General features: G+C 69.7%; 12 protein-coding genes. 6 read left to right on the top strand and 6 right to left on the bottom strand.

The window, feature by feature from the left end; translation table 11 throughout:
- Window positions 1-86: 86 nt before the first annotated feature.
- Together ACZ41I_RS28855 and cdgB are read right to left on the bottom strand one after the other, a co-directional pair.
- Entirely contained in the window at window positions 87-1,010 is a 924-nt protein-coding gene (locus ACZ41I_RS28855; RefSeq protein WP_468515449.1) for a CBM35 domain-containing protein, read from the bottom strand.
- Window positions 1,011-1,127: 117 nt separating this feature from the next.
- Entirely contained in the window at window positions 1,128-2,783 is a 1,656-nt protein-coding gene (gene cdgB, locus ACZ41I_RS28860; RefSeq protein ID WP_363213734.1) for a diguanylate cyclase CdgB, read from the bottom strand.
- Window positions 2,784-3,119: 336 nt separating this feature from the next.
- Between cdgB and ACZ41I_RS28865 the strand changes: the two genes are divergently transcribed.
- Complete coding sequence (locus ACZ41I_RS28865) at window positions 3,120-3,692, top strand: flavin reductase family protein (protein ID WP_363213733.1); 573 nt, start codon at window positions 3,120-3,122, stop codon at window positions 3,690-3,692.
- A 50-nt stretch (window positions 3,693-3,742) separates the two neighbouring features.
- A complete protein-coding gene (locus ACZ41I_RS28870; protein ID WP_399774403.1) occupies window positions 3,743-4,201 on the top strand; it encodes a GNAT family N-acetyltransferase in 459 nt (152 codons plus the stop codon).
- An 18-nt stretch (window positions 4,202-4,219) separates the two neighbouring features.
- On the opposite strand, the gene ACZ41I_RS28875 is transcribed toward ACZ41I_RS28870, so the two are convergent.
- Both ACZ41I_RS28875 and arfB read right to left on the bottom strand, forming a co-directional pair.
- Window positions 4,220-5,080, bottom strand: coding sequence for a sigma-70 family RNA polymerase sigma factor (locus tag ACZ41I_RS28875; RefSeq protein WP_363213731.1), 861 nt, complete (start codon window positions 5,078-5,080; stop codon window positions 4,220-4,222).
- Window positions 5,081-5,173: 93 nt separating this feature from the next.
- Complete coding sequence (gene arfB / locus ACZ41I_RS28880) at window positions 5,174-5,611, bottom strand: alternative ribosome rescue aminoacyl-tRNA hydrolase ArfB (RefSeq protein WP_363213730.1); 438 nt, start codon at window positions 5,609-5,611, stop codon at window positions 5,174-5,176.
- Between the two features lie 168 nt (window positions 5,612-5,779).
- Here arfB and ACZ41I_RS28885 point away from each other — a divergent pair, with 168 nt between their 5' ends.
- Together ACZ41I_RS28885 and ACZ41I_RS28890 are read left to right on the top strand one after the other, a co-directional pair.
- Complete coding sequence (locus ACZ41I_RS28885; protein ID WP_363213729.1) at window positions 5,780-6,355, top strand: TerD family protein; 576 nt, start codon at window positions 5,780-5,782, stop codon at window positions 6,353-6,355.
- Window positions 6,356-6,687: 332 nt separating this feature from the next.
- A complete protein-coding gene (locus tag ACZ41I_RS28890; protein ID WP_468515450.1) occupies window positions 6,688-7,665 on the top strand; it encodes a hypothetical protein in 978 nt (325 codons plus the stop codon).
- Between the two features lie 72 nt (window positions 7,666-7,737).
- On the opposite strand, the gene ACZ41I_RS28895 is transcribed toward ACZ41I_RS28890, so the two are convergent.
- Window positions 7,738-8,223, bottom strand: a complete 486-nt coding sequence (locus ACZ41I_RS28895; RefSeq protein ID WP_399774415.1) for a hypothetical protein — start codon at window positions 8,221-8,223, stop codon at window positions 7,738-7,740.
- A 532-nt stretch (window positions 8,224-8,755) separates the two neighbouring features.
- On the opposite strand from ACZ41I_RS28895, the gene ACZ41I_RS28900 reads away from it, so the two are divergent.
- Window positions 8,756-10,312, top strand: coding sequence for a M4 family metallopeptidase (locus ACZ41I_RS28900; RefSeq protein WP_468515488.1), 1,557 nt, complete (start codon window positions 8,756-8,758; stop codon window positions 10,310-10,312).
- A 37-nt stretch (window positions 10,313-10,349) separates the two neighbouring features.
- Here ACZ41I_RS28900 and ACZ41I_RS28905 read toward each other — a convergent pair whose 3' ends face one another.
- Window positions 10,350-11,744 (bottom strand): M1 family metallopeptidase, encoded by a 1,395-nt coding sequence (locus ACZ41I_RS28905; RefSeq protein WP_363213725.1) that lies wholly within the window; start codon window positions 11,742-11,744, stop codon window positions 10,350-10,352.
- A gap of 53 nt (window positions 11,745-11,797) precedes the next feature.
- Between ACZ41I_RS28905 and ACZ41I_RS28910 the strand changes: the two genes are divergently transcribed.
- Window positions 11,798-12,298, top strand: a complete 501-nt coding sequence (locus tag ACZ41I_RS28910; RefSeq protein ID WP_468515451.1) for a hypothetical protein — start codon at window positions 11,798-11,800, stop codon at window positions 12,296-12,298.
- Window positions 12,299-12,307: the final 9 nt, after the last annotated feature.

The raw sequence follows: 12,307 nt of genomic DNA on the forward strand, positions 1-12,307 counted from the left end.
CCCCTCTTCCGAGCGGGTGTACAGGAGGGCCGGGCCGTCAGGGCTGACGCCCCGGCGGCCATGTCCTGGGGGCGCCATACCGTGGCTCAGCCGCCAGAGTTGACCCAGCCGTTGACCAGCCACATCTGGTCGATGAGGGCGTCGCACTGGTTGCCCTGCTCGCACGAGAGCTTGATGGTGTTCGTGCCCTTGTTGAGCTGGATCCAGTTGTAGGTCTTCGTCCAGCCGTTCTCATAGTCGCCCTCGGCGGCGTGCGTCCAGTTCTTCAGGTCGACGGGCCTCTCGGAAGCCGTGCCGTTGACCGTGAGGGTGGCGGTGCCGTCCTTGCCGGGGACGCTGTAACCGACGTACACGCTGTACTTGCCGGACTTAGGGATGCCGTTGACGGTCCAGGTGACCGAGGCTCCGACCTGGTTGAAGCCCGTCACGTAGCTGCCACCCTTGGCCTGCGCCCCCTTGGTAGTCGACGCCGTCGTCACACCGGGCCCGAGCTGCAGCGCGCTCGCGTCCGTCTTCGGCAGCTCCCCCGGCGCCAAAGAGCCGCTGCTGGACGGGCTCGGGGAGTGGCTCTGGGACTGGGTCGGGGTCGTGTTCGCCTGGTTGGCGTTCTTCTTGTCGTCGTTGCCGTCGAGCATCGCCACGCCGATGCCGACCACCACCGCCGCGACCACCGCGATCGCGCCGATCAGCAGGCCCTTGGTGTTGGGGCCGCGGCGAGCCGGGGCGGGCTGGGCCGGGGGGCGGGAGGGCGGGGCACCGCCGGGGAGGGTTTCCGGGGCCTGGTAGTGGGTGTTCGGCTGGCCGTAGGCGGCCTGTTGCGGTACCTGGCCGTACGACGGCTGCTGCTGGCCGTACTGGCGCTCGCCGACCGTACGCACCCTGCTGACCGAGTTCGGGTAGCCGTAACCGCCGGACGGCGGCTGGGCTCCTCTGGCCTGGCCGTCGGCGTACAGATAGCCGAACGGGTCGTCGTCCTCGGGCGTGCTCGGGCCGTTTTCGCCGGGCGTCATCCCTTGGTCTCCTCAGCGGGTGCGGGCGGATGCGATACGGGTATGGAACAGCGAGCCTACCCGCTCCGGCTGGCCCAAACGGGTGACTCGAATCGCATCAGGTCCCTGACCTGGGGATCACCCGGCGCGTCGGTGTTGTTTGGGACGAGATCGTTTCTCTACGTACATACGCTCGTCGGCTGACTTCAACACTTCGTCCGCAGTCATGCCGCAGTGCGCCCAGCCGATGCCGAAGCTCGCACCCACCCGGACGGCCCGTCCCTCGGCCCGGATCGGCTGGATGATCTCGTTGCGCAGCCGTACGGCGAGGTCCTGGGCGTCGGCCCGGCCGAGGCCGTCGGCGAGGATCACGAACTCGTCGCCGCCCAGGCGGGCCACCGTGTCGCCGTCGCGGACCCCACGCGTCAACCTGCGTGCGACTTCGATGAGGACCGCGTCGCCCGCGTTGTGACCGAAGCGGTCGTTGATCGACTTGAAGCCGTCCAGGTCGCAGAAGAGGACCGCGAGGCCCTTGGTGCCGTCGTCGCGGCCGTCCTCCGGGGCGACCGTGTGGACGTGGTGGTCGAAGGTGTCGTACGCCTCCGCGCCCGGCCGGTAGTCGAAGCCGTGGGCCACGGACGCGTCGAAGGCCGGGTGGCCGTAGGCCGCGTCCAGGGACTCCAGGTCGCCGGTGTGGGCCGGGCGCCGGCACAGCCGGGCCGACAGGCGCGAGCGCAGCTCCGCGGAGTTCGGCAGGCCGGTCAGGGAGTCGTGGGAGGCGCGGTGGGCGAGCTGCAGCTCGCGGCGCTTGCGTTCCTCTATGTCCTCGACGTGGGTGAGCAGGAAACGGGGCCCGTCGGCGGCGTCCGCGACGACCGAGTTGCGCAGCGAGACCCATACGTAGCTGCCGTCGCGGCGGCCCAGGCGGAGTTCCGCGCGGCCGCCCTCCGCCGAGGTGCGCAGCAGGGTGCCGATGTCCTCGGGGTGCACCAGGTCGGAGAAGGAGTAGCGGCGCATCGCGGAGGCGGGGCGGCCCAGGAGGCGGCACAGGGCGTCGTTGCTGCGCAGGATGCGGCCGTGCTGGTCGCCGCCCATCTCGGCGATGGCCATGCCGGAGGGGGCGTACTCGAAGGCCTGCCGGAAGGATTCCTCGCTGGCGCGCAGGGCCTGCTGCTCGCGTTCCAGGCGGACCAGGGCGCGCTGCATGTTGGCACGTAGACGCGCGTTGCTGATCGCGATGGCGGCCTGGAAGGCGTACATCTGCAGGGCCTCGCGGCCCCAGGCGCCGGGGTGGCGGCCGTTGCGCGGCCGGTCGACGGAGATCACCCCGAGCAGCTCGCCGCGGGAGCCGCCCTGCACGCCCGGTGTGTACATGGGGGCGAAGAGGCGGTCGGCGGGGTGCCACTCGTCCTCGAAGCGGGGCGCCGGGCCGTCGGTGTACCACTGGGGGACGTCGTCGTCGTCGAGGACCCAGCCCTCGGTGTGCGGTATGAAGACCAGGTCGCCCCAGCGCTCGCCCATGTTCAACCGCCGCTCCCAGGACTCGCGGGAGCCGACCCGGCCGGTGATCAGGGCCTCGGCGGCGGAGTTGCCGGAGAACGCGGCAACGACGAGGTCGCCGTCGGGGCGCACGAGGTTGACGCACGCCATCTCGTATCCGAGGGCGTGCACGGCGCCGTCGGAGACGGTCTGCAGTGTGTCCGCCAGGCTGCGTGCCGTGTTCATGTCGGCCATGACCTGGTGCAGCTGTCGCAGGGACGCAAGACGGACGTACGGCTCCGACTCGGTCTCCATGCTCGCCCTCCCCCCGAGACCTCGCAGCGAATCAAGGGTTGTCTTCGGCGCTTCTCAACGGTGCCGCTTACGGTGCTCTTCCAGTTTCCCCGCCACTGAATCACAGCGCGCTGCCCACTCGGTACACAGGGTCAACAATTCCTGCCTCTTGTGACTCAAGTCACAGGAGAACATGAACAATTGAGTGGAGTTTCTGCACTTTCCCCTGCGTTTACCGAACGCAGGCTTTGCGGGTCTGTTCGCAGGATGCACACAGCGGTCGTCCGTTGGTCCTAGGTCCCGGTTCGGGCCGAGGCCCGATGTGGCCCGCGCAGGGCGGAGACTAGCGTTTCCGGCGTGCTGAAGACTCCCTCCCACACCGCCGCCGCAGCTTCCGGGCATGCTGAGGGGGTGAGCAACGACGAGTTCCGGGCCGCGATGTCCCGACTGGCCGCCGGGGTCGTCCTGGTGACCGCGCAGGAGCCGCCGCTGGACCCGGACGACCCGGACGCGCCCGGCATGGAGGACGTCGGCATGACCGCCACCGCCTTCATGTCCGTCTCCCTCGACCCGCCGCTGGTCCTGGTCAGCCTGCGCGAGGGCTCCCGCATGGACGACCTGCTCGACGAGCAGCCCCTGTGGGCGGTGTCGGTGCTCGCCGAGAGCCAGCGGCACATCGCGGGCCGCTTCGCCATGAAGGGCCGCATCAGCGACCGGCTGCTCTTCGAGGACATCGCCTACGTCCGCGGCGAGGCCACCGGCGCCCCGCTGGTCGGCGGCGCGCTGGCCACGCTGGAGTGCCGCACCGAGCAGCGGGTGACGGCCGGCGACCACACCCTCGTCATCGGCCGCGTCCTGACCGCGCAGGTACCGAGCGCGGAAGGGGGCCCGCTGCTGTACTTCCGCGGCCGGTACCGGCATGTGGGCTGAGCCCCGATATTGCGTGGCCGGGGCGTGAAACGCGTGCCTACGGTGTCCCGATGACACCTCGTCTGGAAGAAGTCACCCCCGCGAACTTCGACGCCGCGATCGGCATCCGGATCCGCCCCGACCAGGAACACGCGGTCCAGCCGGTCGTACGGTCCCTCGCCGAGGCGTACGTCCATCCCGCCGGCGTGGCCTGGCCCCGGCTCATCGTCGACGACGACCGCCCCGTCGGCTTTCTGATGGCCTTCCTCGACATCGACTGGTACGGCGACGGCAGTGTGCGCCGCTCGGGGCTGTGGCGCCTCAACATCGCGGCGGACGCCCAGGGACGCGGATACGGCCGGTTCGCCGTCGACGCCGTGGCCGAGCTGATCCGCGGCCGGGGCGGCAGGCAGCTCCACGCCAGCTGGCACCCCGGCCCGGACGGCCCCGAGGACTTCTACCTGCGCCTGGGCTTCCACAAGAACGGGGAGACGAGCGAGGAGCAGACGGTAGGGGTGCTGGATCTGTAGGCGCCCCCCTGAACCGGCCTACACCTGCTCGATCGTCAGCTCCGCCAACCGGTCCGGGTTCGTCACGATGTCGACGGACGCGATCCGGTCGGCGACGAAGGCGAACGTCAGGGCGCGCTCCAGGCGACCGTCGATGTACACGGCCAACCCCGTGACCCCGTCGACCAGCGCGGGACGCGCCACGCGGGCCAGATGGGCGAAGCTCTTCGCGCCGGAGGCGACCCCGGCCGCCCCGATGGTCGTAGCGGCGTCGCTGCGGGCCAGCACGTCCGGGTCGAGCACCGCCAGCAAGCCGTCGAAGTCACCGTCCCGCGCGGCCGCCAGGAAGGCGTCGACCACCTCCCGCTGCCGGGCCAGGTCGGCCTCCGGCGCCTGTGCGCCCCGCACCCGGCGCCGCGCCCGGCTGGCCAGCTGCCGCGCGGCGGCCGGAGTGCGCCCGAGGATGCCGGCGACCTCCTCGAACGGCACCCCGAACAAATCGTGCAGCACGAACGCGAGCCGCTCGGCCGGCGCGAGCGTGTCGAGGACGACGAGCAGCGCCGCCCCGACCGAGTCCGCGAGCACCGCGTCCTGTGCCGGGTCCGGTTCGGTGCAGGCTCCCGGACGCCAGGTGTCCAGGGACTCCTCACCGCGGGAGCGGCGGGAGCGGAGCATGTCGAGGCAGACCCGGCCGACGACGGTCGTCAGCCAGCCCCCGAGGTTGCTCACCTCGCCGGTGTCGGACCGGCTCAGCCGGAACCACGTCTCCTGCACCGCGTCCTCGGCCTCGGCGGCCGAGCCCAGCATCCGGTAGGCGACGGCCCGCAGATGCCCCCGGTACGCCTCGAACCGCTCGGCGAGAAGATCGTCGTCGTCGCGGTGCTGCCCGTTGTCGCTCATCGTGTGCCCGGCCTCTCCGTCACCCTCGGTGGTCCTCTGCCCCACTGACGAACGCCGCGCCGGAGATGTGACGGGCACACCCGTCCTCGGGCCTCATGCCCAGTCGCGGCCCGAGCGGCCCCGCTTGGTCTGCGAGCGCTGCTTCTTCTCCTGCAGCCGGCGCTCGTTGATGCCGCGCGGGATCCGGGTCGGCCGGCGCGGCTTGGGCGGGGGCGCGCTGGCCTCCGCGAGGAGGGAGGCGAGGCGTACGGCGGCGGCCTCGCGGTTGCGCCACTGGGAGCGGTGCTCGGAGGCCCGTACGGACACCACTCCGTCGACGAGCCGGTCCGCGAGCCGCTGCAGCGCCCGCTCCTTCCACACCGCGGGAAGCGCTTCGGTGCGCGCCAGGTCGAAACGCAGCTCGACCTGCGAGTCAGTGGTGTTGACGTGCTGTCCGCCGGGCCCGGACGACCTGGAGAAACGCCACATCAGCTCGGCCTCGGGGAGCGAGACGGAGCCACGGATGACGTAGGGACCAGACATGCGTTCCATGTTCCCGGTCGCGCCCGCCTCACGTCACCTGGATTTCCGACTCGGTAAAAAAGGTAAAGGGATCCGGAACCGACGGGACCCCTCTCGACGTTCTCCCGGGTGACGGTAGCTTCATTGGCACGTTCATCGGCACAGATACACAGATATCCAAGGGAAGGGACTCCCAACATGGCTGTAAGCCTGTCCAAGGGTGGCAACGTCTCGCTCACCAAGGAGGCTCCGGGCCTGACCGCCGTCACCGTGGGCCTCGGCTGGGACGTCCGCACCACCACCGGCACGGACTTCGACCTGGACGCCTCGGCCATCGCGGTGAACGGCCAGGGGAAGGTCTACTCGGACGCGCACTTCGTGTTCTTCAACAACAAGCAGACCCCGGACAACACCATCGTCCACACCGGCGACAACCGCACGGGTGAGGGCGCGGGCGACGACGAGGCGATCAACGTCAACCTGGCCGCGCTCCCGGCCGACATCGACAAGGTCGTCTTCCCGGTCTCCATCTACGACGCCGAGAACCGCGGCCAGAACTTCGGCCAGGTCCGCAACGCCTACATCCGTATCGTCAACCAGGCCGGCGGCGCCGAGATCGCCCGCTACGACCTGTCCGAGGACGCCGCCACCGAGACGGCCATGATCTTCGGCGAGCTGTACCGCAACGGCGCGGAGTGGAAGTTCCGCGCGGTGGGCCAGGGTTACGCCTCGGGCCTGGTCGGCATCGCCCAGGACTTCGGTGTGAACGTCTGAGCAGGCCTGCCCCGGCAGCGAACCCTCGGAGCCCCCGGCCGTCCGGCCGGGGGCTCCGACGCATGCGATGCCTTGATCATCCGGACGTCTCGTGGAAAGGCGACGTCTGACAGAATCGGCGCTCATGGGTCTGCTCGGGGGGCGACCCGGCACTTTCGCCGGGCGTGCGGACCGAACTGGATATGGCGTCCTCATGGACGGACACCGGTGACCGGCTCGGCCACCGTGGTGACCGCGCCGTGAGCCCGGCACCCGTCACCCCCGGTCTTGTCCGATCACTTCGGATCGATTTCGGGATGATGAGAGCGATACGTGAATCCAGGCCGCTGTGGGTGGCCGGTGCAGTGCTGATGGCCGTCGTCGCGGCCGGGGGATGCAGCAACTCCTCGGGCCAGGACCACGGCGATTCGGCGAAGAAGCCCGCGCTGCCGGGCTTTTCGGGGCCGGAGCCGTCGATTCCGCCGCTCGTCCCGGCGGCGGGCGGCGATCCCTCCGAGCCGGTCGGCTTCAAGGGCGGCGGTGCGGTCGTGCGGCCGGACGGTTCGATGTCCCTGCCCCTGGACGCGTATGTCCCGGTGAAGGACGAGCGGACGATCGCCCAGGCCGAGAACGTCCTCGCGCAGCAGTGCATGCGTGACATGGGGCTGAAGCTCCCCCAGGCACTCATGCTGGCCAACGGAACCCGGCCGGCTGCCCCTTATGTGCTCTACGGCGTGATGGACATGAAGGCTGTCAAGGCCCACGGGTACCGGGAGCCGTCCCCGGAACCGCAGACGGCGAGCGGACGACGGGCCGACGCCGAGATCACTCCGGCAGTGGAGCGCGCCTATTTCGGCGACCCGAAAAACGGCAGGCCCGGATGCGAGGGGAAGGCGCGCGAGAAACTCGGCGGCAAGAACCCGGAGACGCTGTTCATGCTGGTCCAGCAGCTGAGGTCGCAGGCCCTGAGCGCCACCTTCCACGACAGCCGGGTCATGGCCACGGTCGCCAAGTGGAGTGCCTGCATGAAGGAATCCGGCTACCACTACGACAGCCCGCTCGCCCCTGCGCACGACCGGAGGCTCCTCGGCAAGGGACTGCCCGTCCCCAAGGGGGCGACCTTGCCGCCGCCCTCCCCTGCCGAGATCGCGGCCGCCGTCACGGACATCGAATGCAAGCGGAAGGCACGGTACGTGCAGACCGCTGCTCTGGTTTCCGCCGCATATCAGCGAGAGATCATCGAGCAGCGAGCCGAACAATTGCAGGACGCGCGGCGTACGCAGAAGCTGAAAGTCGCAGCTGCCGAGGAAATCATCAAGAACGGCGCCTGAAGGGCCCTTGCCGATACAGTGACACCAGGACAGGGCCTGTCGAGTGGATCGGCAGGCCCTGTGGTGCGTCAATTACTTCCAACGCTGGTTGGCGTTGCCGTAGTCATGGTCGTTGGCGTAGATGCCGCCGTGTCCCTCGTCGTCCAGGATCCAGCCGGTCTGGACGTTCTGGAGCTTCCAGCCGGTGTTGGTCGGGATCTCCCTCCACCGCTGCCAGTTGTTCGTCTGGTCACGGTAAGGGTTGCACGGCTCGGTGTACACCTGCCGCCAGTACCCCGTCATGCACCTGCCCGGGCCAGGGGTTTCATTCGTGCCCGCCGTCTCATTCCAGCTGCCGTCGCTGTTCTGAATGTCCCACCACTGCGGTTCCCATCCGGTTCCGCCCATGCCCCCCTTGACCTGACCCTGGTAGTCCCCCCAGCCGTGGGTCAGAAAGAGATGGGACTTGGCGTTCTGCCACATCACCCAGTCGTCCGCGGACGCCGAGCCGGACGTGGCGACGAGCAGGGCGGGAACTGCCGCGGCGGCTATGAGCGCCTTGGCCATTTTCTTCTTCATACGGATCCCCTCCGTTGTGGCGAGAGGCGGGCGGGCCGGGATTTCGGGCATGCCGCGGCGTCTCGTCGATCCATGATGGATGGTCAGATGATCAAGCCGGCCGACCATAACAGACATTGGTGTCATGCCCACGCCTGGCGAGCCCGGGCGCGGCGACCTTGTGCGGAAGGCTCTGATCCGAATTCCTGCCACTCGGCGGGCCCCACGGTGCGCAGGGTGTGCCACCGACAGCACCAAGCACGCGTGGCGAAGCGGGAGTTGACTCCCTGCACCCTGTCCGCATAGCGGATTCCGCAGCACGTCCTTCGGATACGAACATGTAAAGTCTTGTCGCCGCCCTGTCAAACAGGGCCTCCTTGGTGCCACTCTCTCTCCTCGCCGCCGCAACTCTGTGCATCCCCTGTGCCCCACCTGTGTCTCCGGCCCCACGGAGACCAGCGACGAAGGAGATCGAGTGAGACAGCAGCCCCACGCTTCCCGCACCTCCCGCAAGACCGCCGTGCGCGCCGCCGCCCTGGTCGGCTCGGCCGCGATGGTCGTCCTCGCGCTGCAGAACGGTGCCGCCACCGCCGCCCCCACGCCCACCCCCGGTGCCGCCGCCCTCCCGCTCGGCGCCCCGGCCCGCGCCGCCGCACTGGAGTCGGCCCAGCAGCACGCCGGCGCGGCGGCCCGCGAGCTCGGCCTCGGCAGCAAGGAGAAGCTGGTCGTCCGGGACGTGGTCAAGGACGCGGACGGTACCGTCCACACCCGTTACGAGCGCACGTACGCCGGACTCCCCGTCCTCGGCGGCGACCTGGTCACCCACGTGACGAAGAACGGCTCGCTCAAGGGCGTCGACAAGGCGACCCGGGCCCGGATATCCGTGCCGACCACCACCGCGGCCGTCTCCCCAGCGAGTGCGAAGAAGACCGCCCTCAAGGCCGCAGGCACCGCCGGGGCCACCGCCTCCACCGCCCGCAAGGTCGTCTGGGCGGCCGGTGCCAAGCCCGTCCTCGCCTACGAGTCCGTCGTCAAGGGCGTCCAGCACGACGGCACCCCGAGCGAGGTGCACATCGTCACCGACGCGCAGACCGGCAAGAAGCTCTACTCCTACGAGGGCATCGACACCGGCACGGGCACCAGCCAGTACAGCGGCACCGTCACGATCGGCACCACCCCCTCCGCCTCCGGCGGCTACGACCTCATCGACGGCGGCCGCGGCGGCCACAAGACGTACGACCTCCAGGGCGGCACCTCCGGCACCGGCACCCTCTTCCACGACGCCGACGACGTCTGGGGCGACGGCACCGTGACCAACCGGCAGACCGCCGCCGTCGACGCCGCCTACGGCGCCGCCGTCACCTGGGACTTCTACAAGAGCGCGTTCAACCGCAACGGCATCGCGGGCGACGGCAAGGCCGCCTACTCACGCGTCCACTACGGCAACGCCTACGTCAACGCGTTCTGGGACGACAACTGCTTCTGCATGACGTACGGCGACGGCGCGAACAACACCGACCCGCTGACCTCGCTCGACGTGGCCGGTCACGAGATGAGCCACGGCCTGACCGCGGCCACCGCGAAGCTCAACTACAGCCGTGAGTCCGGCGGTCTGAACGAGGCCACCTCGGACATCCTCGGCACCTCGGTGGAGTTCTTCGCGAACAACGCCGCCGACCCCGGTGACTACCTCATCGGCGAGAAGATCGACATCAACGGCGACGGCACCCCGCTGCGCTACATGGACAAGCCCAGCAAGGACGGCCGCTCCGCCGACTACTGGTCGAAGTCGGTCGGCCGCCTCGACGTGCACTACTCGTCCGGTGTCGCCAACCACTTCTTCTACCTGCTGTCCGAGGGCAGCGGCGCGAAGACGATCAACGGGGTCTCCTACAACTCCCCGACCTACAACGGCTCCACGGTCACCGGCATCGGCCGGGCCAAGGCCGACCAGATCTGGTACAAGGCCCTCAGCACGTACTTCACGTCGACCACGAACTACGCGGGCGCCCGCACCGGCACCCTGCAGGCCGCGGCCGACCTGTACGGCTCGGGCAGCGCGGAGTACAACGCGGTGGCGGCGGCCTGGACCGCCGTCAACGTCAAGTAGCCGTAACGGTACGGCAGTACGGTGGCCGGATCGCCCGTCACGGGCGGTCCGGCTTGCGGTCGCCGTACAACCAGTCCTTCCAGATCTCCCGGAAGTCCTTGTGCGGGGCCTTCTTCTCGACGTACGCGGTGAAGTCGGCGGTGCTCGCGTTGCCGTACCGGCGGGCGGCGACCCAGCCCTGGATGATGTCGTAGAACGTGTCGTCGCCGACCTTCTGCCGGATCTTCTGCAGGACCATCGCGCCGCGCTGGTAGACGGGGCTGTCGGAGATGTGGGCGGCGCTCGACGGTCTGGCGGGCGGGTAGGCCCAGACTGCCTCGTTGTCGCCGTCGTAGAGGTCCGTGAAGGTCTGCTGGGCGCTCTTGCCGCCGTGGTCCTCCTCGTACAGCCACTCCGCGTAGGTGGCGAAGCCCTCGTTGAGCCACATGTCCTGCCAGGACTTCGGGGTGACCGCGTCGCCGTACCACTGGTGGGCGAGTTCATGCACGAGCGTGCTGGTTTCGAGGTGGTCGGCGGGTATGACGGGCCGGTTCTGGGTCTCCAGGGCGTAGTCGGCGGAGCCCGGCCGGTCGACGATCGCGCCGGCGGAGGAGAAGGGGTACGGCCCGAAGTTGATTTCCTCCCACTTGATGATGCCGGGCAGCTGCGCGAGCACCTTCTCGCTCGCCTCCGCCTGGGCGGGGTCGACGGCGGTGATGATCGGCAGCCCGTGCGGGCCGGTGGTGCGGGTGACGTCGAAGTGGCCGACGGCGACGGTGGCGAGGTAGCTCGCCATGGGCTGGGCGGTGTGCCAGTGGTAGGCGGTACGGCCGTCCTTGGTGGCCTGGTCCGTCAACTCGCCGTTGGAGACGGCCTGGAGGCCCTTGGGGACGGTGACGGTGATGTCGTAGGACGCCTTGTCGGAGGGGTGGTCGTTGCCGGGGAACCAGGCCATGGAGCCGACGGGTTCGCCGAGGCCGAGGGCGCCGTCGGCGGTGGGCAGCCAGCCCTCCTTGGAGCCGTCGGGGTCGGTGAGTGTGCGCGGCGTGCCCGAGTAGCGGACGACCGTGCGGAAGGTCTCGCCCTTGCCCAGGTCGTCGTGCGGGCGGACGGTGAGCTCCTGGCCGGCGCGGTTGAAGCGGGCCTTCCTGCCCTCGACGGTGACCGAGTCGACGTCCAGCCCGGCGAGGTCGAGGTCGAAGGCGGACAGGTCCTGGGTGGCGCGGGCGGTGATGACCGCCGTACCGGTGAGACGGCGGGTGGCGGGGGTGTAGTCGAGGGTGAGGTCGTAGTGCCCGACGTCGTAGCCGCCGTTGCCGGCCTTCGGGAAGTACGGGTCGCGCACGCCGGAGCCGCCCGGGGTTCCGTGCACACCGCCGTTGCACGCGGTGCCGGTGAGGGCGAGGACGAGCAGGGCCGCGACGGCCGGGGCAGGGCGCACGGATCTGGACATGTCAGTGATCTTATGCGCCGGGGCCGGTACGCAGGCATGACACCATCTCTCCCGTGCTCGACATCGGCTACGCCCTCTCCAACCGGTTCCCCGACCCCCCGCAGACCGACTACCGCCGCGCGGACGTCCGCGCGCTGCGGCACGACCTGTTCTGCGGGGACGTCTATCTCGCGGACACGACCACGGACCGGGAACTGTCCACAGCCTGGGGATGGGTGCCCGTGCTGGACTTCGCGTGGGCGCTGTGCGACATCGTGGAACGGCTGGACCGGGATCCGATGGGCTCCCGCGCCGCCCGGCCGCAGCGGGCGGAGCTGGACTTCACCGAGTCCACCGACCGGATGCTCTTCGAGCGCCGCTTCGGCTGGGTGGACATCACTGCCGACTGGGTGCCGGCCGAGGAGTCCCCGCTGTCCTTCTCCCACACCGAACTGCGCCGCGAGGCCCGCGACTTCCTGCACGACCTGATCGCGGACCTCACCGACCTTCATGAGGACCTGTCGGAAAACCCGGCGATCTGGACACTCCAGGCCCGCTTTCCCCGCGTGCCGTAGAGCCCCGGC

The sequence above is a fragment of the Streptomyces sp. NPDC030799 genome (assembly GCF_055572255.1).

What these genes read in the sequence shown, in the direction of transcription:
- arfB (WP_363213730.1), bottom strand. Translation starts at nt 5,611, where the DNA reads ATGGAACGCATGTCTGGTCCCTACGTCATCCGTGGCTCCGTCTCGCTC.
- cdgB (WP_363213734.1), bottom strand. Translation starts at nt 2,783, where the DNA reads ATGGAGACCGAGTCGGAGCCGTACGTCCGTCTTGCGTCCCTGCGACAG.
- ACZ41I_RS28855 (WP_468515449.1), bottom strand. Translation starts at nt 1,010, where the DNA reads ATGACGCCCGGCGAAAACGGCCCGAGCACGCCCGAGGACGACGACCCG.
- ACZ41I_RS28895 (WP_399774415.1), bottom strand. Translation starts at nt 8,223, where the DNA reads ATGAAGAAGAAAATGGCCAAGGCGCTCATAGCCGCCGCGGCAGTTCCC.
- ACZ41I_RS28905 (WP_363213725.1), bottom strand. Translation starts at nt 11,744, where the DNA reads ATGTCCAGATCCGTGCGCCCTGCCCCGGCCGTCGCGGCCCTGCTCGTC.
- ACZ41I_RS28870 (WP_399774403.1), top strand. Translation starts at nt 3,743, where the DNA reads ATGACACCTCGTCTGGAAGAAGTCACCCCCGCGAACTTCGACGCCGCG.
- ACZ41I_RS28885 (WP_363213729.1), top strand. Translation starts at nt 5,780, where the DNA reads ATGGCTGTAAGCCTGTCCAAGGGTGGCAACGTCTCGCTCACCAAGGAG.
- ACZ41I_RS28900 (WP_468515488.1), top strand. Translation starts at nt 8,756, where the DNA reads ATGGTCGTCCTCGCGCTGCAGAACGGTGCCGCCACCGCCGCCCCCACG.
- ACZ41I_RS28875 (WP_363213731.1), bottom strand. Translation starts at nt 5,080, where the DNA reads ATGAGCGACAACGGGCAGCACCGCGACGACGACGATCTTCTCGCCGAG.